Consider the following 24123-nt stretch of genomic DNA (forward strand, 5'->3'; position numbering starts at 1 on the left):
ACCGCGAGGCGGCGGGCGCTCGCTACCGTGGTCCCATGCGCCTGACCTCGAGCTTCACCGTGCCGACGCGGCCGCCGGTGCTGCAGCTGGTCAAGACGGCGGCGGCCACGGTCGTCACCTGGCTCCTCGCCGGCGTCGTCTTCCCGGGGACGCTGCCCGTCTTCGGTGCGATCGCCGCGCTCCTCGTCGTCGCGCCGAGCATCAACCAGTCGTTCTCCAAGGCACTCGAGCGCTCGGTCGGCGTCATCATCGGCGTGATCGTCGGATCCGTGATCGGCACGGTGCTCGGCGGCGAGAGCATCATCGTGCTCCTCGCGATCGTGGCCGCGATCGCCGTCGGGTGGGCCGTGCGCCTGACCCCCGCCTCCGCGGTGCAGATCCCGATCAGCGCGATGCTCGTGCTCTCGGTGGGCGCGGTCACGCCGAACTACGCGCTCGACCGCATCCTCGAGACCCTGCTGGGCGCGGCCGTCGGAGTCGTCATCAACGTGCTCATCGTCCCTCCGGTCGTGCTGGCGCCGGCCGAGCGGGCGATCGGAGACCTCACCGCTCAGCTCGCCGCTGCCCTCGACGACCTCGGCGACGCCCTCCAGGCCCCCGTCCCGCGACGTCGGCTCGACGAGCTGCTCATCAACGCCCGGCTGCTGCAGACCATGCAGAGCAAGGCGGAGGAGGCGATCGCGACCGGCGAGGAGTCCCTCCGCCTCAACCCGCGCCGCTCCGCCCACCGCGACCGGCTGCTGGCCCTCGACTCCGTCGTCCCGCGGCTGGGGCGCATCGTGACCCGGGTCCGCGGCATGACGCGGACCGTGCACGACCTCTACGACGACGAGCTCGTCGGGGAGCCGACGATCGCCGACATCGCCGTCCAGCTGCACCGCGCCGCCCACGATCTGCGGCTCCTCGTGCAGTCCTCGGTCGACGTTCCCGAGCCGGAGGCGATCACCGACGAGCTGCCCGCTCTCACCGCGCCGCTCGTGATCGCGACTCCGCATCCGCAGCACTGGATCCTGCTGGGGGCGCTCGCCGAGGACCTGCGGCGCATCCGCGAGGAGATCGTCGGCGCGGAGTCCTGACGGGCGGGCGCCGAGTGGCGTCGGCGGGAGGGCTGCTCTTGCTGCGCTCGGCGTCTCACGCCGCGCGACGTGCGGGTCGTGGTGGCCTGTGTTGGTCAGCCGTCCTGCTCGCCGTCCTCCCTCGATCCGCCGCCCTCGACGAGCTCGCCGTCGCCCGGGTCCGGAGCAACCTGGTGCAGTGCCTCCGGATCGCTCGCCTCGGCGTGGAGGGTCTTGCCCTCGGCGATGAGGGAGTCGTCGTCCACGAGGATCCCGGCCAGCTCGGTGATGCGTCCCCGGAGAGCGCCGATCGGGTCCTCGGTGGGCGCGTCCTCCTCGGAGTGGTCGACCTCCGAGTCGGGGTAGCGGCGGAGGGCGGCCTCGTCCCGGTCAGGCTGCGGCGCCCGCGCGTGCTCGACGCAGAGGCGGGCGACCTCCTCCGCGTGCGCGTGCATCACGGAGTGGGAGGCGTCGGGGATCTCCCAGGCCCGCGCGTGCGGCATCGACCGGGCGATCTCCTCCGCCCACTCGCGCGGCACGAGCCGGTCGAACTCGCCGCGGATGACGAGGGCGGACGCGCGGATCCGGGGGACGGTCTCCTCGATCCGGTAGTGCATCATCTCGGGCAGCACACGGGAGAACCAGCGCGGTCCGCAGAGGAGGTAGGCGCCCGCGGCGAGGATCGCGACCTTGAGCGGCTCGCGGACGCTCGACTGGGCGAAGCGGAGCGCGGCGGTCGGGAGGCGGCGCTCGTGCCGGTTCATCACTGGTCCGAGCAGGACGACGGTGGTCAGCTCCGGACGGCGCGCGGCGAGCTCGGCCACCACCTGCGTCCCCATCGAGTGGCCGAGGACGACGGGATCGTCGAGGCCGAGCTCGTCGATGACGGCGCCGACCAGCTCGGCGTAGTCGCCGATGTCCATGCGCCGCGCGTCGATCGGGTGCGGCACGCCGCCGAACCCCGGCAGATCGAGGGCGTGCACCGGACCGAACTCGTTGAGCGCGGGCGCGAGGCGCTCGAAGTAGGTGGCCGCGACTCCGATCCCCGGCACGAGGACGAACGTGCGCTCGCCGTCGCGCCCCACCGTGCTCACCCGCGCCCAGACGTCTCGGTGGTGCACCCGCTGGACCGAGACGTCGGTGCTGCGGGTGCGGCGGTGCGGATCTCGCCCCCGAGAGCGCGTGGTCGCGAAGACGTCGCGGACTCCGCGCCGCAGAGTCGTGGCGAGAGTGGGGAGGAGGTCGCTCGGGCGGAGCACGGGGCCTCCTTCGATCGGGGGAGTCGGTCGCTGCGAGCCTAGGCGCTCGCCGCCGGGCTCAGATCAGCATGTCGTCCGACCTGTGGAGGATCAGGCGGGCCGGCCCGGTGTGGAGGACGCCGTTCGTCAGGGGGGCGGTGCGGACGCCGCCGCGCCTCCGCATCGCCCGGAACGCCCCGGGGGCGAGCACGACGTCCATCCAGGCGCAGGGGTTGGCCGGTCGTCCGCCCTGGAACTCGATCCGCTCCCCGCCCTGCTCGATCGCGAACGTGCGGCCGGCGAGCGCATCGACGTCGGCGCCGCGGACGATGATGTTGCGGCGGGCGTCGGCGGGGTCGAAGGGCCCTGCGCCGAGCTCGGCGGCGATGTGCTCGAGGGTCTCGACCGCGAAGAGCGTGATCGCCGCGGGGCGGTGCGCGCGCTGGGCGAAGAAGCGGTCGCCGACGATGCCGAGGCCTGCGCGGATCTCGATCCGCTCGGGCTGCTCGTTGCCCTCGGACGGCACCGGGCCATCGGCGGGGCGGCCCTCGTAGCGGTGCAGCGGAGAGACGACGAAGCCCACGAGCTCGATCGCGGCGGCCTCCATGAGCCCACGGTACGCCGTGAGGGGGAGCAGCGGCGTCCGCCCGTCGGAGGCTCTGCGGCGCGTTCCGGGACACCGCGACGGAGCCTGGGTTCTCGTGGCTGCGGCGGCGTCCCGAGACGGAGCCGTCTGCGCCGCCGCCGCCGATTCGCGGAGGGGGCTCCCGGCATGTATAGTCGTACCTCGTTGCGTGCGCCTCTGGCCCACGCGATGGACTGCGCCCGTAGCTCAACGGATAGAGCATCTGACTACGGATCAGAAGGTTGGGGGTTCGAATCCCTCCGGGCGCACTCTGGTTGAGACAGAGCAGAACGGCCCGCTTCGGCGGGCCGTTCTCGTTTTAACGGTCGCTCGTTCCGGTGGCTGTCGGCGTCGGTCTCCCGGAGAGCGCAGGGCGACGGAACGGCCGGTCCTCCGCCTCGCAGGACGCCTCTTCGCGCCGTCGACGGCGCCGACCGTCTTCCGCCCGCATCCGCGATCAGTCCGCGCCCGTGCTCGCGATCACTCCTCGCGGGCTCTGCGATCACCCGTCGCGAGCACGCCGCTCGGCTCTTCTCGCGCGCCGTTTCCTCCTCCACAGCGCCCATCTCGCGCCGTTCTCCACGGATGCAGCCGTACCGGCCGCGGTGACGTCGAACCGAGCAATACTCTCCTTCCGTGGGGCTGAACGGTCGCCGCCGACGCAGTGCGCTCGGTCGGCAGAGGAGAGGACATCGGATGAGTCGAACGGAACAGTCGGGGCGGGACGAGCGCGGACGACCCCGAGCGCGGACGGCGCGAGCGCTGGTCGGCACGACGGCGGGCTGCGTGCTCGTGAGCGGGCTGCTGGGCGGAGGCCTCGCACCGCCGCCCGCCCTCGCCGCCGACGGTCCTCACACGACGATCGAGAACACCCTCTTGCAGGGAGGCGCGACGAACGCCGGCGTGACGACCGTCTCGGCCTGGGTCCAGAAGGGCGAGACGCTCCGGGTGGACCTCCACCCGCTCCAGGCGGGCTCAGGCACCGGCGAGGGCGAGACCGGCGGCGGTACCGCCCGGGTGACGGCTCCGGGCGGAGCCGTCCTCGACGAGCAGGACTTCGCGCCCGGAGCGGCGCCCTCGGTGTCCGCCGGCGGCTCGTTCGTGGCGGACGAGACCGGGGTCTTCCAGATCCGGGTGTCCGACGACGACGTGACGGCGCCGGTGAACCTCGTCTGGAGCATCGGCGTCCAGGACGCGCGGGGCGCGGCGGTCGCGGGCCGGGTGTGGTCCGAGTCCTATGCGATCCAGTCCGGGGCGAAGGAGTCCTACTCCTCGCCCGAGGAGCGGCGCTCCTCCTTCACCCTCCATGCCGTCACGGAGACGGGCGCCCGCTACGAGCTCGGGCTGCGCGGCTACGACGGGGTCGCCTCGACGGTCCAGGCCACGAACAAGGGCAACGTGAAGGTCGGGTCGTCCGATCCGTCCTACCTCTCGGTCCCCATGCCGCAGTCGAGCGAGGCGGGCGGCATCGGGGCGCAGTACGTGCAGGCGTCCGGACGCTCCGGGATCGACGGCCTGCAGACCTACAAGCTCTTCCTGGACCCGCCGTCGTCCGACCTGCCGGAGTCGATCGCTCCGGCCTACCGCGCGCCGACGATCGAGGGCCTCGCCTTCCGCCGGTCGACCGCGGGCTCCGACGCGGGCACGCTGACCGGCGTCCTGGGGACGCAGCCGGGCACCGTCGTCGTGGACGTCGATGCGGACGGGGACGGCTCCTACGACGGCGAGCGCGACGTGCACCTCACCCGGATCGCGGGGACGACCGGTCCCTTCTCGGTCGACTGGGACGGACGGGACGCGAAGGGCGGGACGGTCGACGTGACCGACCCCGACGTCACCTTCCGCGCCTCCATCGGCCGCACGAACGAGTTCCACTTCACGCGGGTCGACGCCGAGACGTCCGCCGGCGGCGTGTCCGTCGTGAGGTCGACCGGCGGCGGCGACGACCCGTCGATGGTCCACTGGGACGACTCGCTCCTCGCCGGATCGAACTCGGAGCGGTACTCCGGCACCTCCGCGGTGACGTCCGGCGACGGCGGCACCGACTCGTCCGGCGGGGTGCACCGCTGGGAGGGCGACGACTCCGGGCGGGGCCGCGTCCCCAACGCCAACGACTCGGTGCATGGCTCCTACGGCGACCTGCGGGCGATTGACGACTGGGCCTACGGCTCGGACGGTGCGGTCGCGGTCGCACGCCTCGATCCGCTCGCGCCGCACGTGACCATCGCGAAGACCTCGTCGGTCGACTCCGCCACTCCGCTGCTCCGCGGCGCCCGCGTGCCCTACCGGGTGACGCTGACCTCGGACGGGACCGGGGACTACTCCGACGCCGCCGTCATCGACTACCTCGACAAGGGCGTGCTCGACGACGCCGAGCTCGACTCCGGCTCCCTCCGCGCCTCGCAGGGCACGGCCACGATCGACGCGGAGACGGGCCGCATCTCCTGGGCGGCCGGCAGCCTGCCGGTCGGGGCGACGGCCGAGCTGACCTTCGACGTGATCGTGACCGGCGAGGGGGACCGCGCGCTGACGAACACGGCCTGCCTCGCCGATGCGCCCTTCGCTCCCGCCTCGTCCGGCACGGGGACCGACGCGAACCCCTGCGCCACCGTCCCGCACGACATCGGCGAGGGGTCGCTCCTGATCCGGAAGACCGCGTCCCAGGCGAGCGCCGAGCACGGCGGCACGGCGGGCTTCGACATCGTCGTGGCGAACACCGGAACGGTCGACGCGACGGACGTGACCGTGACCGACGTCCCGACGCTCGACCACCTGCTCGAGGCGACCATCGAGAACGGCGCCGGAGGAACGCAGCCGGCCACGGAGCCCGTCACGGGTCTCGACATCCCCGCTGGCGGCCAGGTGTCGCTGCACGTCAGCGGCCGGGTCGCCGACGGGTACGACGCCGCGACCCTGCCCAACCGCGTCTCGATCACCCACCAGCCCGAGGGCTTCGACCCGCCGACGGTCGAGAACGCCTGCGCTGACGATGCGACGTCGTCCTGCGCCGAGATCCCGGTGCCGCCCGTCGAGGGAAGGCTCTCCATCGAGAAGACGGCGATCGGGAATCAGGTCGACCACGGCGGGCGTGCCGGGTTCCGGATCGTGGTCGCCAACGAGGGGGCTCGGCCGGCGGACGGGGTGACCCTCACCGACGTCCCCGAGCTCGCGCACCTGAGCGACGTCACGATCTCCCGGGACGGCGGCCCGGCGTCGTCCGACCTGACTGTCGAGAACCTGTCTCTGGCCCCTGGAGCGTCGACGACGTTCACCGTGACCGGACGGGTCGCCGACGGCGTGGACGCGTGGACCATCCCCAACCGGGCGCGCCTGACCGAGGTCCCGGAGGGCTTCGATCCGACGACCGTCCTGCACCCGTGCGCGGACGACGGTGGAGCCAGCTGCGCCCAGGTGGCGGTGCCTCCGGTCGGACTCGTGCCGACGGTCCTCGCCTCGACGGGAGCGGCGGCCGGGCCCCTCGCGGCCGGAGCCGGCGCTCTGCTCCTGGCCGGCGGCGCCCTGACGGCGCTGCGCCGTCGCTCGACCCGCACCTCGTGAACCGGAGCCCGGGCCGCTGCAGCGCGGCCCGGGCTCCCGGACCCTCTCCTCGAAAGGCACTACTGCATGACCGAGCACGGCCTCCCGTACCGCATCACCGAGCGCTTCCCTCTCCCCGATGGACGCGTCGGCGTCAGCACCTGGTGGTCCGCCGACCCGGAGCAGCTGGAGCAGCAGCTCCGCACGCGCTCCGGGCATCCGCATCCCGAGAGGGAGCCGATCCGGAGACTGCACCTCGCGACCGCGACGATCGTGCTGATCGAGGAGCGGACCGCGGGAGGCTTCCGCCCGCTCGACCCCCGCCTCCGGGCCCGCACCGATCCGCGCTGGCGCCGGGCTCTCCTGCGGTCGCGCAGGTCGGCCCGGCTCCGACGGGTCATCGGTCCGCGGGACCTGCCGAGGACGGATCCGCCGGTCGAGGTGTCACGGCACGTCGATCCGACACGTCGAGTGTGAAGGAGGCGGGCGGAGAGCTCGGCGCCTGATGCGCGGTGAGGGTCTCCCCGCAAGGACGCCGTCGGGTCAGGCGGCTTCCTCGAGGTCGTCCTCGACTGCGACGGGCGCGTCGACCGGGGCGCACGGGGGAGCGGACTCGGCCGGGGGCGCCGAGGCCGCGATGCGCGAGCGCTCGAGCCCGGCGAGGAGCACGGCGAAGGCCTCCTCGAGCTCGGCGGTGTCGCGGAGCAGGAAGCGCTCGCCGCTCGTCGGGTCGAGGCGGACCGTCCGGTAGGCCGGGCGGGGGAGATCGGAGACCAGGGTGATGATGCCGAGGACGACGCCGCTGCGGCGGGCGCGCGCGGTCCAGCGGTTGGCGTGGGTGCGGAGAAGGATCATGACCGGGGCCGTCCTCGGTGACGTGGTGCAGGAGCGGGGGGAGGGGGGGTGTCGCTGGCGGTGCGGGGATCCTCTCGAAGCTTGCTGCACGAAGGGCCTCCGCTTCCTGTGCTTGACAGCAGAGCCGAGCAGCGGTCACCGGCGCCGGGCGGCCGCCGCGGCGTGCAGGGCCCGCAGGAACTCGGGGACGACCGGGTTTCCGGTGTCGCGGGCGAGCACACCGATCTCACGGCTCGCGCCCGGATCGTCGATCGGGATCTCGCGGACGTCGTCGTCGACCGAGGACGGGCTCGGCGGCAGGATCGTGAGTCCGAGACCGGCTGCCGCGAGTCCCCGGGCGGCGCGGTAGTCGCCGACCTCGAACGCCGGCACCGGGTCGCGGCCGTCCACGGCGAGCAGGCGCCGGGCCGACTCGTGGAGGCCGTAGCCGGGCGCCAGCATGATCAGGTCGAGGCCGCGGAGGTCCTCCACCGTGACCGAGCGCCGCGAGGCCAGCGGATGACGGGGGTCCACGACCGCGAGGAGAGGCTCCGAGTAGAGGGTCGTCGTGGTGGTTCCGGGGAGATCGGGCGGATCCGCGACGATCGCCAGCTCGGACTCGTCCTCCGCCACGGCCCTCAGGCAGAGGGCTCGGGAGCCGTGACGGAGCCCGAAACCGACTTGCGGCCAGCGGCGGCGGAACCGGCGGATCACATCCGGCACGAAGCTCTCCCCGAGGAGCGTCTGGAAGGCGAGGTCGATCCGGCCGTGCTCCACGTCGCCCGCCTGCCGCACCTCCGCGAGGCCGGCGCGGATCACCGACATGCCGTCCTGAGCGGCCTCGGCGAGACGGGTCCCCGCCTCCGTCAGCACCACCCCGCGGCCCTTCCGGCGGACCAGGGGGGTGCCGACCAGGGCGGACAGCCGGGCGAGCGACCGGCTCGCGGTCGGCTGCGGGATCCCGAGCTCGGCGGCCGCCGCCGTGACGCTCCCGGTCTGGGCGACCGCGACGAGCAGGGGCAGGAGGCGGAGGGTCGCGGGCCAATCGTCGGACACGCCACCACCCTAGATCCGGACATGACCAGAACGCATGAACAGTACGAGAAAGGGCATTAGTCATGCACCCGCAGGCGGTCTACCGTCGGAACCATGAGCACCGCCGCACGCACCCGACCGATGCGCGCAGCGGCCCCCTTCTCGCAGCGGCGGCTGACCATCGCCCTCCTCGCCGCCGGAGTCGCGACCTTCGCCGAGCTCTACGCCGTGCAGAGCGTCCTCCCGCAGCTCGCGCGGGAATGGGCCCTCGCCCCGTCCGACGCCGCGCTCACCGTCTCGGCCGCGACCCTCGGACTGGCGCTCTCGGTGCTGCCGTGGGCCTCGGTGGCCGAGCGCATCGGACGGCTCGAATCCATGCGGATCGCGGTCCTCACGTCGGTGGTCCTGGCGCTGCTCGCCTGCGTCGCCCCGACCTTCGAGCTCCTGCTCGTCCTGCGCTTCCTCGGGGGAGCGGCACTGGGTGCCGTCCCGGCGCTCGCCGTCGCGGCGATCCACGACCGGGTCGGAGGCGCCGGAGCGACGGCCGCCGCGACCGCCTACGTCTCCGGGACCACGATCGGCGGTGCCGCCGGACGCCTGCTCGCCGGACCGCTCGCGGCGGCGCTCGGATGGCGCGGAGCCCTGCTCGTCGTGACGGCCGTCTGCGCAGCGGCGGCGATCGTCTTCGCCGTGCTCGCGCCCCGGGGCGGCGGCACGCGCGAGACTGCTCCCGGCGGCTGGCGAGCGAAGACGGCGCAGGTGCTCCGCGATCCGATGCTCGTCGCGATCGCGCTGCAGACGTTCCTCGCGGTCGGCGTGTTCGTCGCGGTCTACAACTACCTGGCGTTCCGGCTCGAGGCGCCGCCGTTCGCGCTGGCGCCCGCGCTCGTCTCCCTCCTCTTCGCCGCCTATCTCGCGGGAACCCTCTCCTCCCGGCTCGCGGGGAGATGGGGGCCGCGGATCGGTCCCCGCCTCGTCATGCGGATCGGCGTCGCCCTGATGATCGTCGGACTGCTGGTGATGCTCGCCGAGAACGTCGCCGTGGTGATCGCGGGACTCCTCGTCTTCACGGCCGGCTTCTTCGCCCTGCACGCGACCGGCGCCGCCTGGACGGGAGCGCGGGCGGTTCCGGCACTCCGAGGGCACGCCGGTGCGGTCTACACGATCGCCTTCTACGCGGGCTCGGCCGCCGGCGGCTGGCTCCTCGGCCTGGCCGTCGGAGCCGGTGGCTGGCCGGCGCTGACGGCGGTGACGATCGGCCTGCTGCTGGTCGGAGCGGGGATCGTCAGCCTCCCGTCGCGCACCACCGCGGCCGGGCGCTGAACCCCCGCCTCCGCCGACCGCACCCCGAGCTCCGCCCGGCACCTCCCCGCAGCGGGCGAGGTGCGACATGATGGCCCGACTGCACGAAGCGGGGGACGGCATGGCGCGGAGCACCGGAGCGGACGGCTCCCCACGAGAGAGCGGCGGGACGGACGAGGGCGGCACCGACCCGCGCTACCACGCGGGCTTCCAGCGCGGCTACGACGGACGCGAGGCCGAGCGGCGCGGCAGCGGCGAGGAGCGCCTCCGCTCCCCGTTCCTGTCGGGCGGGACCTCGGGCATCCGGCGATCGGCCGGCCGGCGAGGTGGCGGGTCCGCTCCCGATCAGGAGGACGTGCGATCGGTCGACGGCCCGTCGGGCTCCCGAGTCTCCGGCCGACGGACCGCTCCTGAGCGCGCGAGAGCGGCGGTGCGGGCCGTCCCGACACCCGCGGAGCCGACCGCGCCCCGACCCGCGGAGCCGACTGTCCCACTCCCGACCGAGCCGACCGTCCCGCTCCCCACCGAACCCGACTCCGCTCCCGGCGACGCGGCACCCGACTCCGGTGACCGTCACGACGCGCCCGACGCCGACCCCCGCCCCGCTGTCTCCACTCGCCGCATCGCCGGAACCCTGGCGGTCGTCGGCGCCGTGAGCGTCCTCGTCGGACTCCTCGCCCTCTGGAACAGCTCCCACAGCTGGTACGACTACTCGCCGTCGCAGAGCGCCTTCGGGCCCGAGCAGTACCTCCGCGTGCTCAGCGACAACGCGATCGGACCGTTCCTCACCGTCGGCCTGATCGCGCTCGGCCTGGCGGTCGTGGTCCCGCTGCTGAGAGCTTCCCGCCGATGACGCGGGTCCGCTTGCTCTGGGCCGCCGCGATCGCGGTCACCGTCGTCCTCTGGGCCGCAGTGCTCGCGCTCCCGGTCGTGGTCCTCCTGCTGCCGAACCAGTACCAGGGCGACTCGATCACGGTCCCGCCGGAGCTCTACGTGCGGCAGGCGCTCGCGATGGTCGCGCCGCCGCTGCAGACCGCCGCCCTGGTGATGCTGGGGGCGCTGATCGTCGTCGCGGTCGCGCGGCGCCCGCCGGCGAAGACCAGCACGACGGAGGCGGCGAGCGGCTGGGACGACGCCGTGCTCCTCGACCCGGACGGCCGCGAGCAGCACGGGACGGGCCCCGCAGGCCGCTGAGCAGACGCTGCTGCGTCGGAATCCATCCGCTGCTCCCCGGTCGGAAGCCGCTCCTCCGGACGCACCCGCCCCTCACGCCGGCAGCAGCTGGAACCGCTCCCGCGCCGCTCCGCCGGCGACGAGGTCCGCGAGCAGCTCGCCCAGGACCGGGCCGAACGTGAAGCCGTGCCCCGAGAACCCGGTCGCCAGAGTCACGCGTCCCACGCGGTCGAGCACGAAGTCCTCGTCGGGCGTGCTGTCGTAGAGGCAGCTGATCGGAGCGGCGCTCGCCGCGTCCACGCCCGGGACCCACTCCGCGACGTAGCCGACGAGGCGGGCGAGCGCTCGGGGCTCGGGCTCGAAGGTGCGCTCGTCCGGATCGACGACGACACCGGTGCTGTGCTCGCCCACCTTCACCCCGACTCCGGGCGTCGCGAGCCCGTAGACGACGGGCAGGCCGGCGCGGTGGTGGGCGAAGCTCGGCCACGAGTCGAGGGGCAGATCGGTCGCGAAGTGCGCGGGCTGCTCCTGCGTGACGCGCAGCGGAGGGAGGCGTCGACCGGCCGCGCGGACGAGACCCTCCACGAGGGGCGGCGTCCAGGATCCGCCGGCCACGACGACCGCGTCGGCGTTGAGGGCGCCGTCCGAGGTCAGCACGCGCACGTCGTCGGCGCGCTCCTCGATGCCCAGCACTCGCGTCCGCGTCCGGAGGACGGCGCCGCGTCCGAGGGCGGAGTCGAGCATCGCGTCGATCGCGGCCGCCGCGTCGAGGCGTCCGCCCTCGGGGTGCAGCAGGACGTCGGTCTCGAAGCGGAGTCCCGGCCAGCGCCGTTGCGCCTCGTCCGCCTCGATCCGCACCACGGGGATCCCGTCGCGCAGGAGGACAGCCTCGACGGCGGCCAGGACGGCGGGGTCGCCGTGGTCGATCGCGCCGACCGGGTGCAGCAGGCGGCGGCCGGTCTCGGCTTCGAGCCGTGCCCAGGCGCGCCCGGCCTGTCCGCTGAGGGCGCGTTAGTCGTCCTCGAGGTAGCCGCGGCGGAAGATGCGCGTCTCGCCGTGGGACGAGCCGCGGTCGTGGCCCCGCTCGAACTGCTCGACGAGCACCACGCGATCGCCGCGCTCGGTGAGGGCGCGGGCTGTCGCCGCTCCGACCAGGCCGGCTCCGACGACGACGACCTCTCGGGTCACGGGGTCTCCCGGGAGGCGCGGCGCACGCCGAGCAGGACGACCAGGCGGAGGAACCCGACGAGTCCCATGCCGATCAGTGCGGCGATCAGCATCAGCACGGCGACACCGGCCACCCAGGTCGTGTCGCCCGTCACCGACTGAGCTGCGAACTCGGTGCAGAACAGCGCCAGCCCCGCGTAGCTCAGGATGAGGACGGTGATCGTCCCGGGGCGGCGGAGGCGCTGCGCGGGCGTCCGCCAGAGGGCGGGCGGCTCGAGCCAGCGGCGCAGCAGCCGGATCACGAGGGTGCCGACCAGGCCGAGGAAGCCGGCCGCGATCAGGATGATGCCCGCGCCGCCCAGCCCCGACGCCTCGACGCCGGCCAGCTCGAGGGCGATCCCGATCGCGACGCCGACGGCTCCGGCGCCCCCCGCGATCATGGCCGCCCACACCCCGAAGCCGCCGCGGAGGACGCTCTCACGCTCGGGACGCGACGGGTCGGCGTCCATCGGACGCTGCTGACGCGGACGGATCGGCGCGGGGGGAGCCGACGCCGGCGCTGCTGCCGGAGCGGCCGCGGCCTCGGACACGCCCCAGACCGGAGCGGCGTCCGGCGTCTGCGACTCGATCACGTTCTCGCGCACCGGCACGTAGCGCAGCGGCGCGTCGATCCGCACCTGCGGCCGCCCGCGCACGACGATCGTCGCCCCCAGGTCGGCCCCGCGCTCCAGTGCGACGGGTCCGAGGAGGAGCCCGACCGCCGGATCGATCCGCCACGCGTCCGACCGGGGAGCCGACCCGTACCACTCCGCCGACACGGCCCCGCCGAGATCGACCGAGATCGGCCGCCCGTCGCTGTAGCTCGTCACCGGCACGAGCGAGCGGCCGGAGTTGCGCACCCGCGCGCCCACCCGCCACCAGTCGTCCCCGGCGTGCGTCAGCCGCACCTCGACGTCGACCAGCGACGCCGGCACCGCCCGCCGCCGTCCGATGACCACCGCGACGACCGCGAGCCCGGCGATGACCAGCCCGCCGAGCAGGCCGACCACTCCGATGAAGATCTCCATGGGAGCAGTCAAGCAGGCGCGGGTCGCCGGCGCGGGCGCGACGAGGTCGCCTCCGGGAGGCTCGATCCCGGCCGTCGACGCTGTCGCTCCGCGCGGCCGCCCCCTGTTCCCGACCCTCCGCCCGACCGTCGAGCCCGGAGCGGGCCACTCCGCATACTGAGGAGGCGCGTCGCGTCGACCGCATCGCGGGTCTCATCGCAGGAGGGTCGATCATGCGCCACTGGCCTACGTTCCCCGTGCGCCGGCGCCCTCGTCGACGGGCCGGTGCGATCCTCGCTCTGCTGGGAGCTGCGGCGCTCGCCGTCGCCGCCGTCGCGCTGTCGGACACGGCGGGAGGAGGCGGACCGGAGGCGGTGTCCTCCTCGGCCGGTGCTTCTGCGGCGTCGAGCAGTCCCGCTGCTCCCGCGCCGAGCAGCCCCTCGGCGGACGTCGAGCCGTCCGCTCCGGAAACGGAGCCGTCCGCTCCGTCCCTCGCGACGCTGGCCGCTCTCCCCTCGGTCGAAGGCCCCGCCGCCGTCCCTTACGACCGCGACCTCTTCGGGCAGGCGTGGTCGGACGTCGACCGCAACGGCTGCGATACCCGCAACGACGTCCTCGGCCGCGACCTGCTCGCCCCCGTGTTCAAGCCCGGCACCCGCGACTGCAAGGTCCTCACCGGCACCCTGATCGACCCCTACGACGGCGCCTCGGTCGCCTTCGTCTCCGGGACCGACACCTCCCGCCTGGTGCAGATCGACCACGTCGTCGCCCTCGGCTGGGCGTGGCACCACGGCGCCTGGTCGTGGACGGACGACCAGCGTCTGGCCTTCGCGAACGATCCCGCGAACCTCGTCGCCGCCTCCGAGCAGACGAACCGCGCGAAGAGCGACGCCGGCCCGGGGGAGTGGCTGCCACCGGCCGCGGAGCTGCGCTGCGGGTACGTGGAGCAGTTCGTGGCGGTGCTCAGCGAGTACGGGCTCGGGATCGATGCGCGGGACCGGGCGGCGTCGGAGGCGGTGCTGGCCACGTGCTGACCCGCACTGGTGCCATGCGACCGGAGATGCTCATCCGCCTTGCTCCACTATCTTGAGCAGCGCCATGGCCTTCGATTCGGATTCGGACTGGGGCGAAGGGGACCCGTTCGATCGGTTGTCACCTCCCCCGCCGCCCCGCCGTCGCCTCTCCGACCGCGTGACCGCGATCCTGCTGGTCGTCCTCCTGCTGGTCCTCGGCGTCGTCCTGTCCTTCTTCGTGCTGGTCGAGCAGCTGGCGATAGATCGGTGCGGGGGGAGCTCCGGGCGAATTCGACTACGGGCTCCTGAGCACGACGACCGTGCTCGTCCCCGGAGTCGTCGCCCTGACCTTCCTCGTGACGGTCGTCGCACTCGTCCGACCGAACACGTCGCGTCGGATCTGGTGGATCCCCGCGATCGGCACAGTGGCTGCCGTCCTCGTGTTCTTGCTCGCGTCGGGCCTGGTCTTCGTCGCAACGCACTGAGCACTTCGACTGCCCCTCGGTCAAGCCTGGACGTGGTGCGGGCGACAGATGTCGGTTGCGCAGACCAGAATGGCGGAGCTGAGAGGGGGCCCCGATGGCCGCGAGCGCATACGAGGACTTCGCCTTCGAATCGGATCTGCCGAGCGCCTGGAGCGGCGCGTTCCCCTGGCTGGAAGGGCATGCCACCGCCGACAGGGCGGAGCTCCGAGCAGCCCTGACCGGCCGGGATCTGGACGACCCGAGCGCCCGTTCCGCGATCGTCGAGCACATCCTCGAGTACCGCACCTCGTCGACCCTTCGCGAGCTCTTCCCGGCCGTGAGCGCCCGCGACGTTCCAGGCCAAGTGGAGAGCGTCCGCCTCCGCAACGTCTTGATCCGAGAGGACATCACCGATTTCGAGGCTCTCGCCCCCATGAGAGTGCGAGGCGTGATGGTGCTCCGAGGCATGGGGGCGCGCAGCGCGACCGAGCTGCTCGGCTGGGCCGTCGACGAGGCGATCCGCTCCAACAGCACGTCGCCGGCTCCTCCCGCCGTCTCCGCCGCGCTCACACGGCGTTCGCGTCAGGCGGCGGAGGCCACCCCGAGGACGAAGCTCCTGGACGCGGTGCAGGTCGCAGCGTCATGGCGACAGGCTCTCGGACAGGGAGAGGCCCCACTGCTCTCCGCATCGCGAGACCTCGGTGCTGCTCCCGCGGCCGTCGTCGAGGCATGGGCTCTGCTCGACGCGCTGACCTCGGACGAGTGGGTCGGCGACGGCTCGGGCTTCGCCTCCCTGCCCGAGCAGCTCGGCGTCCACCTCGCCGCCCTCGACGACCGTCAGCGGATGATCTTCCTCGGGCGCCATGTGGGCGGTCGCCGGGTGACCCTGGACCAATTGGGCGAGCGCCTCGGGGTGACGCGGGAGCGCGTCCGTCAGATCGAGGTCCGAGTGCGGGAAGCGACGTCGAGTTGGCTGGAGCGGGACGAGGGCCTGGCCTTCCGAGCCGCGGCAGTGAGGTCGCGGATCGGCGTCCTCTCGCACGTCGAACTCCTCGCCTCCGTCCCGGGACTCCTCGATCCCGTCGACGACGACGGGACGACAGCGCTGGCCGTTCTTGACGCGGTCGACGACGGATTCGAGGGAGACGGCGACTGGTTCGCCGTCCCCTCCCTCGGTGGCGCCCGGTCGGAGACGGAGGTCCGCTTCGCCGACCTCGCCGACCAGCACGGCGGTGCTTCCCACTCGGACGTGCTCGCGTCCTTCGCGGAGTGGACGGCGCTCTCCGAGAAGCGCGTCGTCGAGTGGATGACCGCGCTCGGTCACGTGAGGATCGGCGACGTGTGGGCGAGGACGCGCCGGGCGTCCATCGGAGATCTGACTGTGGCGCTCCTGAGCGTCGAGGGAGCACCGCGGTCGATCGAGTGGATCGAGGCCGCCTTCGAGGGGGAGCGGGAGCCTCGGTCGATCCGGAACGCGCTCGCGAACGACGATCGACTCATCCGCGTCGGCCGCGGCGACTGGGGGCTCGTGGAATGGGGCGGTGAGGTCTACACGAGCATCAAGGACGCGATCGCAGCGGAGGTGGAGCGGAGCGACGGCGCCGTCGCACTCGACGCACTCCTCGAGGACCTCCCGGAGCGGCTGTCGGTGGCCGCGAGCAGCGTGCGTGGCTACGCGGCGGGCTGGCCCTTCGTCACCCGCGCCGGAGTGGTCCGCTTCGCGGAGCGGCGTGCCGCCGTCCGCAAGCGGCCTGGCCTGACGAAGAACCTCTACTTCCTCGACGACGAGAGGGTCGCCTTCCGGCTCGAGGTGACGGCCGAGCACCTCCGCGGGAGCGGCACGGTGCTGTCCTCAGGCGTGGCGCTCGCGCTCGGGCTCGCGCCCGGCGAGCGGAAGCGCTGGCACGGCGATGATTGGGGCGTCACTGTCACGTGGGAGGGGACTCAGCCGCAGATGGGGACCATCCGAGCCGCTCTCGCCACGATCGACAGCGCCGGCGGGGACGTTGTCCGGCTGGACTTCGCTGAAGATCGGGTGACCGTGACGGCAGTGGAGGACTCGGGGGACGTCACGGCGCTGACCGGTGTCTCGGCTGAGGATGATCGCGCTCTGGCCATCGCCGTCGGCCTCGATCGGAGCGCATCTGCCTCAGACGTCCTGTTCCGGTTGGAAGAGCGCGGCGAGGCCGATCTGGCCGCACTCCTTCGCGATTGAGCCGCCGACTGAAGCAGCCGGCGCGAGGTCGGCGTCAGTAGGCGTCGGCAGCGACGAGATCATGCTCGGCGCTGCGGTCCAGCGCAGCGAGCGCGCGGGCCGCCTGCCTCTCGCTGGGCACGGTACCGGGGACGGCGAGGCGCTCGATCAGAGCGCGCTCGATGGGGCTGACGATGCCTCGCACGACTCCTTCACCGAGCACAGCCGCCCAGACCGCGGGATCGACGCGCAGAACCCGAGCAACCGACTCCACCACCGAACCACCTTCCGGTGTGGTCGCGCTGGGTGCTCCCGGTGCCGCGTGCGCAGCGCTGGTCAGCGTGAGCTCATCGACCAGCGCAGGAGGCAGAACCACCCGCTTCTTCTGCGCGGAGTCCCAGCAGGCGTTCTGCTTCGCCCACTGAGTCACGTTCTTCTGAGGCCGGTCCGGATCGGTGAGCACTGCATGCATGGCTCGAGAGATCCCCAGCAACGCCTCCTCGGTGATCGGACCGAGCGCCTGCTGACGCCACACTCGGTCGAAGTCGAATCGGTGGTCGGGCATCTTACGGCCCAGCTCGAAGGCGAACTTGGACATCGCGTAGGCGACGATGTTGGCGAGATATCCGCCCTCGTACCAGTCCGCCTTCATGACGGCCGCCCTCAGTCGGTTGTACATGATGACCTTGGCGATGCTCTGCCGGTAGTAGTCGTCGTTCACTGCATCGGCCGACTGCTCCCACAGGCGGTCGGTCGCCACCGCATACGCCATGAAGTTGCTCTGCGCACCCCGGCTGACCTCGTGAGGCTTCTGCTCCCAGGAGAAGGCGAACTTCGCCCAGTCCGTCTTCGTGATGACCTGGCTCTTCGGGAACTCGAGTTCGAAGCGCCGCTGCTCTGCAGGCGTCCGCGCGTTCCTCGTGTTCTCGTACTGACCGCGGGTCCTCTCGTAGAACCAGCCGGTGCCGAACTGCACCCCGTCCCGGGCGGGCGCCTTGACGCGCAGGCTGATCTGCTCGAGTCGCACATGGAAGGGGCTGTTCGAGAAGAAGTCGGCTTCACTCACCTTGTTCTGGCTGTTCGCGTAGCGGGACACCTTGGCGACCAGATCCGCCGCCTGAGCCGGAGCCACCGTCACCAGCTTCATCTGGACGAAGACGCCCTCCAGGGAGCGGTCCTTCGCCAGCCGGACGAAGTGCGCGAGAGACGACGTCGTCTGTCCTCCGTTGACGATCTGCCAGTTGTCGATCGAGGTGATGAAGCTGGCGCCGTCCCGCTGCTCGACCGTCACCCCCGTGGCGGTCGTCGTGAGGCCGTTGTTGTAGGCAAGGAACATGTCGGGCTCCTCAGCGAGAGTCGACTGGATTCCCTTGTTGACCTTCCCGCGTGCGCTGAGGAAGGTCCTGACGTTCGACTCGAGCAGCTGGCTACCGTAGCGCTGGAAGGCATCAGCCAGGAGCCGCCCAGGAAGAACCGCGAGATAGCTCGTCGCGGCGGCGCCGTTCTCCGCGCCGATGAGGCAGGGGAGGCCTTCCGGCATCCACTCCGTGAGGTCGACCCGGATGTCATCGCGGCCACTCTCGGAGGCAGCCAGCTCCTCGAATCGCCGGAGGTCCCAGATGGAGTACGACGCGAGCGTGCCGGCGACGACTTCATCCTCGATGGTGGTGACCCGGGAGCTGAGCGTGGCATCGGTGACGAGGATGAACTTCAGACGGTTGAACTTCGCCAGATTCTCGCGGAAGTAGATCGCGTACTCCGCTTCGCGGGAGCTGGGCTCGAGGTTCTCGGAGAGCCAGCCGTCCACCGAATGCTCGAGATACGCCTCGCCGGCGCCGAAGATCTTGCGTGCCTCCGTCTTCGTGAGGATCGAGCCTGGAGAGTCGTAGTAAGCACCGACGATGACGACGAGCGAGTCGTCTGCGGTGTCCTCGGCGTATCCGAGGATCTCCAGCTTCTTCGATCGCCGCCCGGAGCAGCGAAGAGGCTCGACTGTCGCATCGAAGACAACTTCCGCCTCCTGGAGACGGGCCACCAGCTCCTCGCCGAAAGCCTGGACGGCGAAGGAGGAGGAGCCTTCCGCTCTGATGGCGATGCGCTCACGAAGCGCTTCCTCGAAGGTCATTGATTGTGCTCCGGTTCGTGCTCAGTGCAGTCGAAGACTGCTGGCGTAGTCGGCGAGCGACGCGATGTTCAAACGGTAGGTGACGCTCGTCACCGCGGCCGGAACCGAGACGGCGCGCACGCGCGGGAACTCGTCCACGACATCGAAAGCCAGGATGTCCCCGATCCGGAACCACCAGTCGGCGTAGTAGCTGTCCTCCCGGTCGAAGCCGAGAGCGTGGACGGCATCGCTCCAGAGCTTCCTGGAGCCCGGGTCGTGATCGGCCTCGGCCGCCAGGGCATCGAAGAGCTGGAGCAGGTTGCGAGCCTCCTGGTCCGATGCGTCGGATCTCTCCATGGGCAGGACTGCCAGCTGCAGCGTCGCGTTGGCAGGTTCCAGCTGCTGCAGGCTCGAGATCGTCACCTCCATGGACGGCCGGTGGGCTGACTTCACCTCGACGCAGTGCCCCGAGGGGAAGATGAAGTCCTTGCTGTTGCCGAAGGGGCCGCTCCAGTCCCGGAGGGCAGTGGACGGCGTCTTCACCGCGGTGAGGATCATCTCGAGGATCGTCAGCTCGGCCATCAGCCCTCGCAGTGCGTCCTCCCCAAGTCGACCGCGCGGCTTCGCGAGGAAGTCCCGGAACGCCTCGAGACTGCGTGCGAACGCCTCCACGCTCGCCTCCGCGCCGTCGACCCGCTGGCTCTCTTCGAGGAGGTACCGGCAGAGCACGAGGAAGGCCGGATCGAGTTCCGGCTCGAGGGAGGTGATCCGCAGATATGTGAGTCCTGTCTGAGGGGTCTGCGAGACCTGGACTGAGAAGCCACGCCCCCCGTCGATGAAGTAATCGAGCGTCGACGGAAGCTCAAGCACGAGAGCCGGATGCCGCTGACTGTTCTGGACGAAGACGCGAAGCCACAGATGACGAAGCCGGACGACCTGGCCGTCCTCCCCGCGAAGGACGGTGGCGAAGGCCTCTTCAAGCTTCACGCGGCTCCCTCATCTGATTCCTCGTCTGCCGACCGCATATTGAGATTCATGCGCGCGTACACCGTGTTCGCTACGAATCGGGACACCCGGCCCTTCTTGCTTCCCGCCCGCTCTTCATCGTCGGAGGAGACAGGGAATGCCACCACGACGGCGACCAGCGGTTCATCCGCTCGTATCTTCGGCCGCTTGTCGTCTTTCACCACGGCGCCATGCACTTCTTCGGCTCTCGCGTCGGTGAATGTCTGAGTGATCACGCTGTATACGAGAAGCAGGGGACGCTCCAACGCATGGCGGATGATGGTGGGCTCCGAGAGTCGCTCGCCAGCACTGAGACCGGCCTCGAGCTCGCGGATGACGTCCTGATTCATCGCATTCTTGATGTCGGATCCTGCTGCAACGCGTCGATTTCCAAAACGCAGTGACTTCCCCGAGCTCGCCTCCACTCCGGTCCGGAGGCTGGTCTTCGGATCACCTGGAAGTCCGAGCGCGCTCGACTGATCCCCGGAGCCCGTGACGAATCCGACGTCCCAGCTCTCCGCGTTCACCGCATCAGCGAGATGCGCGGCCAGTTGTGCCTTGTCGCTCTTGGTTGTGCGACCGAAGAATGTCTCGGTGTCATGACCTCTAAATTGCGCGAAGAAGCGCGCGACAACTTCTGCGGGCACGCTTTCCCACAGGAGTGACCCGCGATTCGCGGCCGGGCCCTCCAGGGTCTTCAAGGTCTCCACCAGAGCAACTCCTGCTTTCAAGTTCCGGTCAAGGTCCCCAGTCTCTGAAGACAGTACATACGATTCGAAGAAAGCTCCATTAATATCCACCTCGCCTTCGATTTGCAAAGCATTCTTCTGCTTGTTCGCGGCTGTGATCAGGAATGCCTCGGGGTGCCTGCGCATCTTCAATCCGAACTGCTGCGGCGTCATCTTCAGGGAGTTCATCAGGCGGAGGGACCCGCGCAAATCGTCCGAGACATCTGCGACGTACTTGAAGAGATCCACGACGGCAGAGTCGATCCACACTCGAACGAGGTCCTCGTAGCCCGGTCGGTAGCCGAACCACCGCCCCATCTGCAGCAAGGTATCCGCGGCTGCTGCCTTCCTGACGAAGTAGCTCACCTGTAGTCCGTCGAGCGTGAGGCCCCGCGCGAGGACATCGCCTCCGACGAAGATCGTTGGCAGTCGTGATTCGGCCTCACGGTCCTCCCGTGACATCTCACTCAAGCGCTTGTTGCGAGGGCCCATCGTCCCGCTGTTCACCAGGACGACGGTGATCTCGGCTGCAATGTCGAGGAGGTGCGGTCGCAGGTCAGTCCACGACGCTGTTCCCGGAAACTCCTCCTCGAAGACGTCTTCGAGTACTGAGGCTGAGGACCTGCCATCTGCCAGCTCGTCCTCCGGCAACGCATACTCCGCGAGCACTGCTCGCGTGACCTCGTCGAGGAAGTGCTTGACCTGCGTGGTCACGTTCTCCTGCACATCGTTGAATCGGGAGACGTTGATCATCATCGACGCAGGACGAGTCTCGCCGTCTCGTACCCGCCGAATCGCAGTACCCACGAGGAAGGTGCTCACTGCCCTGACCATGCTGGTCGGCAACTCCTCCAGCTGTGCCGTCCGCTTGTGACTGAAGGGAAGGACTTCGAGGCAGTCCTGCACGTCGGTCCGGATGCGCCTCGGCACTCCCGGGGCGGTCTCCCGACCGAAATAGGACTCCACTCCGGTGTAGTTCGAGGGACTCTCGAGAGCCTGGATGAAGTCGCGGGGGAAGAGGTCCTCGTCGACCGAGTCGTCGATGAGCACATTCGCGAATGGAGTCGCCGTGATGGCCAGGTACGAGCTTCGACTGGAAGTGGCGAGAAGGCGGCGGATCACCTTGTTCACCGCTGCCGCGTCGTCCTCCGTCTTCGTGTTCACGGAGGCCCAGTCGGCCTCATCGTCCAGCACGACCAACGGAGCGTTCAGCTTCCCGTTCTGAGCCTGGCCGACGAGGTAGTTGGCTAGGTTCGCGAGGACTCTCGCGTTCTTCTTGACGACGAAGATCGTCGGAGTATCCCCCTCGAGGGCGACGACACCGGCGTTCTTGCTGGCGGCGCTGAAATCGGAGCGCGTCGTGGTGAGGATGTTGCTCTGGATCGTGGAGTCGATCTTCCCGACGCCGATGCGCATGTTCGCGTAGCGGGAGTCGATGTTGTCCGCGATGTAGACGGAGTCGACACCGGTCATGTCCTTGTCGAGTCGCTGCTGGGTCTGACGTCGGAGTTCCTCCGTGTGCCCGCCGATCACGACGATGATCTTGTATCCGTAGTCGATCGCCTTGTTCAAAATGCCGAGGTAGCTGGCGGTCTTGCCTGACTGCACCTCTCCAATCACGAGCCCGCGTCGAGCCCACTCGCCGTGGATCTTCGGATCGCCCATGCTTTCGAGGACAGTATCCGTCAATTCGTCGAGCTTTTGGATGACATTCGGGCTCCACTCGCGATTGACGAGGAGCTGTCGGTAGGCATTCCACCGCTTGGTGTCCGTCGTGGCGCTTCGTTCGGCGAGCCATTCCTTGAACGTCGCCGGGTCGACGACGATCGGAATGAGATCGATCACGACCTTTCCCACCTCAGTCACCCGAGCAACCACATCGTCGACATCTATCGCGCCGAGCTGGGGTGCGAGAATCGGGGCGAGCAGGCGCGCCTTCGTCTCGAGATCGTCCAGCGGAATCGACCGGTCGTTCAACAGCGTCATGTTGAGAGCGTCGAGCAGGATCTTCTTCTGTGTTTCGATTGCCGTGCTCGTCATGCGCTTGCGCTCCATACCTGCTTGATGAGTCCGTCGAGGTCCTCGACGCGATCGAATGGCTCGGTGGCCCGGAGTACCGACGCGACCTGCGCCGGGGAGAAGCTGCCGAAGCCGCCCGAGCGTCGAAGTGCGGAGAGCTGCTCCAGCACCTCCGTCGGGGTGACTGACGGTGCAGAGCTGGTCTGGCCCTTCGCCGCCTCGATGTAGAGGTCCGCGGTAGGAAAGGTCTGTCCGAGGTCAGCGAGCAGTCGGCCGAGCTGTCGTCGCTGCTCGTCTGTCAGCGTCTCCTGTAGCGCGCTGACAAGTGGATGGTCGGCGTTGATCTGGTACCGGTAGCCGTCGCGCTCGGTCACTTTCTCCCACATCCTGGCGACAGTGTCCCCTGTTGCGCGTCGACCTCGGAAGGTGTGAACCCGCTTGCTCTTCCCGATGACCTGGTCCATCACCCGGCGGAAGTGGGTCCGGAAGGCCTGAGGAGGTTCGGCTCGGGACTTCTTGATGTCCAGCTGCCAGAGGTGATCGACGGTGTTGGGGATGTCGACCATCACGCGCGATTGCTTCGACAGCTCCTCGCGCCGGGACAGCCCGAACCAGTGACCGTAGGAGATCAGCCGGCGGTTGCGATAGATGTAGAAGCCCTGGCGCTCTCGCATGCCTGCGCCGAGATCCCAGCGCTCGCGCTCCTTCTTCGAGAGTGCGGAGGCGTGGGGGAGGGTGTACGCCTGGAACTCAATCCGCTGCCCCTCGATGGTCAGAGGCTCCCGATAGGACTCCTGCGTCCGAGGGTTTCTCGAGAGGAAAGGGTCCAGGGCGGGCACATCTATGCCATTCACGGTGATGACGAGCGGATTCCGCGTGCCGTCATCCAGGAAGCGATGGAACGTGAGCGAGAGGTGACCCCTGAGATCCTGGAGACGCTCAGCCATCACGACGTCGGGGCGCGCCGCTGCGCCCAGCATGTAGTCGAGCTCTTGCCAGACCACCAGTGTGCCGGCGCTCCGAGAAAGCAGGGAATCAGCGCGGGGCAGTGCCTCGTACTCGTTCTCGCCGAGAATGCTGAGTGACCATTGCCCTGTGGTGAGCACGTGATCGATGTCCCATTGGAGGGCGGTCGTCTCGCCGTTCTTTCGGGTGAGAACCGTCAGTCGCCTCGCCTGGGAGAGCGATGCGGTCTTCAGGCCTAGACCGAAGCGTCCGAGGTCGGAGCCGGCGCGTGTCGTCGTCCGCGCGCTTCCCGCGAGCTGCAGCGCGGTGCGCGCCTCTTCTGGGCTCATTCCTATGCCGTCGTCGAGAACGGTAAGGAATGAGGAATTGATCGGATCTCCAGTGATTTCGACTCTCCGCGCATCAGCGCTGATGCTGTTGTCGACGAGATCGGCGATGGCCGCTTGAAACGAGTAGCCGACAGACCGCATCGACTCGAGAAGCTCCACGCCGGGAACCAGGATCTCGTGCTCCAAGCCGCCCCCTTGATGAACCTCAGCACAGCCTACGTGGCACGAGGACCTCCCTTGTGCATGGGCAGTGCTGTCCGTGAGCACTTCCTCTCACCGGAGGACCGAC

At 70.3% G+C, this 24123-nt stretch carries 19 protein-coding genes, 1 tRNA gene and 1 pseudogene; 11 read left to right on the plus strand and 10 right to left on the minus strand.

All coding sequences use genetic code 11. From position 1 onward, the window contains the following. Positions 1–35 precede the first annotated feature (35 nt). A complete protein-coding gene (locus C5C53_RS01895) occupies positions 36–1076 on the plus strand; it encodes an aromatic acid exporter family protein (protein ID WP_104225996.1) in 1041 nt (346 codons plus the stop codon). Positions 1077–1171: 95 nt separating this feature from the next. On the opposite strand, the gene C5C53_RS01900 is transcribed toward C5C53_RS01895, so the two are convergent. After that, positions 1172–2314, minus strand: a complete 1143-nt coding sequence (locus tag C5C53_RS01900) for an alpha/beta fold hydrolase (RefSeq protein ID WP_181127695.1) — start codon at positions 2312–2314, stop codon at positions 1172–1174. Positions 2315–2372: 58 nt separating this feature from the next. Next, positions 2373–2900 (minus strand): MOSC domain-containing protein, encoded by a 528-nt coding sequence (locus C5C53_RS01905; protein WP_104248232.1) that lies wholly within the window; start codon positions 2898–2900, stop codon positions 2373–2375. Between the two features lie 214 nt (positions 2901–3114). Between C5C53_RS01905 and C5C53_RS01910 the strand changes: the two genes are divergently transcribed. From C5C53_RS01910 to C5C53_RS01920, 3 genes are all read left to right on the plus strand, one after another. Beyond that, positions 3115–3187, plus strand: a tRNA-Arg gene (locus C5C53_RS01910). 427 nt (positions 3188–3614) lie between these two features. Further along, positions 3615–6476, plus strand: coding sequence for a DUF11 domain-containing protein (locus C5C53_RS01915; RefSeq protein WP_146084627.1), 2862 nt, complete (start codon positions 3615–3617; stop codon positions 6474–6476). Positions 6477–6542: 66 nt separating this feature from the next. After that, positions 6543–6932: a hypothetical protein gene (locus tag C5C53_RS01920; protein ID WP_104266671.1), complete on the plus strand. Its 390-nt coding sequence runs from the start codon at positions 6543–6545 to the stop codon at positions 6930–6932. Positions 6933–6998: 66 nt separating this feature from the next. On the opposite strand, the gene C5C53_RS01925 is transcribed toward C5C53_RS01920, so the two are convergent. After that, positions 6999–7310 carry a hypothetical protein gene (locus tag C5C53_RS01925; RefSeq protein ID WP_104266672.1) on the minus strand — a complete coding sequence of 104 codons (312 nt, stop codon included), beginning with the start codon at positions 7308–7310 and terminating at the stop codon, positions 6999–7001. Between the two features lie 135 nt (positions 7311–7445). Further along, entirely contained in the window at positions 7446–8345 is a 900-nt protein-coding gene (locus C5C53_RS01930) for a LysR family transcriptional regulator (RefSeq protein WP_104266673.1), read from the minus strand. Positions 8346–8438: 93 nt separating this feature from the next. Here C5C53_RS01930 and C5C53_RS01935 point away from each other — a divergent pair, with 93 nt between their 5' ends. From C5C53_RS01935 to C5C53_RS01945, 3 genes are all read left to right on the plus strand, one after another. Continuing rightward, positions 8439–9647, plus strand: a complete 1209-nt coding sequence (locus tag C5C53_RS01935; protein WP_104266674.1) for an MFS transporter — start codon at positions 8439–8441, stop codon at positions 9645–9647. A gap of 67 nt (positions 9648–9714) precedes the next feature. Then, on the plus strand, positions 9715–10479 hold the full coding sequence (locus tag C5C53_RS01940; RefSeq protein ID WP_146084628.1) for a hypothetical protein: 765 nt from the start codon (positions 9715–9717) through the stop codon (positions 10477–10479). Beyond that, entirely contained in the window at positions 10476–10820 is a 345-nt protein-coding gene (locus C5C53_RS01945; RefSeq protein WP_104266676.1) for a hypothetical protein, read from the plus strand. The genes C5C53_RS01940 and C5C53_RS01945 overlap by 4 nt, the downstream gene beginning before the upstream one ends. Positions 10821–10892: 72 nt before the next feature. Here C5C53_RS01945 and C5C53_RS01950 read toward each other — a convergent pair. Beyond that, a pseudogene (locus C5C53_RS01950) lies at positions 10893–11987 on the minus strand (FAD-dependent oxidoreductase). Next, positions 11984–13033: a hypothetical protein gene (locus C5C53_RS01955; RefSeq protein WP_104266677.1), complete on the minus strand. Its 1050-nt coding sequence runs from the start codon at positions 13031–13033 to the stop codon at positions 11984–11986. Before C5C53_RS01955 ends, C5C53_RS01950 begins: the two are co-directional and overlap by 4 nt. On the opposite strand from C5C53_RS01955, the gene C5C53_RS17275 reads away from it, so the two are divergent. From C5C53_RS17275 to C5C53_RS01965, 4 genes are all read left to right on the plus strand, one after another. Beyond that, positions 13032–13193 (plus strand): hypothetical protein, encoded by a 162-nt coding sequence (locus C5C53_RS17275; RefSeq protein ID WP_219813952.1) that lies wholly within the window; start codon positions 13032–13034, stop codon positions 13191–13193. The genes C5C53_RS01955 and C5C53_RS17275 overlap by 2 nt on opposite strands. Before the next feature lie 52 nt (positions 13194–13245). Next, on the plus strand, positions 13246–14046 hold the full coding sequence (locus C5C53_RS01960) for an HNH endonuclease family protein (protein ID WP_104266678.1): 801 nt from the start codon (positions 13246–13248) through the stop codon (positions 14044–14046). Positions 14047–14345: 299 nt separating this feature from the next. Then, a complete protein-coding gene (locus C5C53_RS16975) occupies positions 14346–14510 on the plus strand; it encodes a hypothetical protein (protein ID WP_181127696.1) in 165 nt (54 codons plus the stop codon). 94 nt (positions 14511–14604) lie between these two features. Continuing rightward, positions 14605–16704, plus strand: coding sequence for a sigma factor-like helix-turn-helix DNA-binding protein (locus tag C5C53_RS01965; RefSeq protein ID WP_104266679.1), 2100 nt, complete (start codon positions 14605–14607; stop codon positions 16702–16704). Between the two features lie 34 nt (positions 16705–16738). Here the strand turns inward: C5C53_RS01965 and C5C53_RS01970 are convergent, their stop codons facing one another. Genes C5C53_RS01970 through C5C53_RS01985 form a run of 4 tightly spaced genes read right to left on the minus strand, consistent with a single transcriptional unit; the run spans position 16739 to position 24020 of the window. After that, positions 16739–18808: an AIPR family protein gene (locus C5C53_RS01970; RefSeq protein WP_104266680.1), complete on the minus strand. Its 2070-nt coding sequence runs from the start codon at positions 18806–18808 to the stop codon at positions 16739–16741. Positions 18809–18829: 21 nt separating this feature from the next. Next, positions 18830–19774 (minus strand): PD-(D/E)XK motif protein, encoded by a 945-nt coding sequence (locus C5C53_RS01975; RefSeq protein WP_104266681.1) that lies wholly within the window; start codon positions 19772–19774, stop codon positions 18830–18832. After that, positions 19771–22560 carry a Z1 domain-containing protein gene (locus C5C53_RS01980; RefSeq protein WP_181127697.1) on the minus strand — a complete coding sequence of 930 codons (2790 nt, stop codon included), beginning with the start codon at positions 22558–22560 and terminating at the stop codon, positions 19771–19773. The genes C5C53_RS01975 and C5C53_RS01980 overlap by 4 nt, the downstream gene beginning before the upstream one ends. After that, on the minus strand, positions 22557–24020 hold the full coding sequence (locus C5C53_RS01985) for an ATP-binding protein (protein WP_104266683.1): 1464 nt from the start codon (positions 24018–24020) through the stop codon (positions 22557–22559). Before C5C53_RS01985 ends, C5C53_RS01980 begins: the two co-directional genes overlap by 4 nt. Between the last annotated feature and the right edge of the window lie 103 nt (positions 24021–24123).

Source organism: Rathayibacter sp. AY1E3 (genome assembly GCF_002932235.1).
Lineage (GTDB): Bacteria > Actinomycetota > Actinomycetes > Actinomycetales > Microbacteriaceae > Rathayibacter.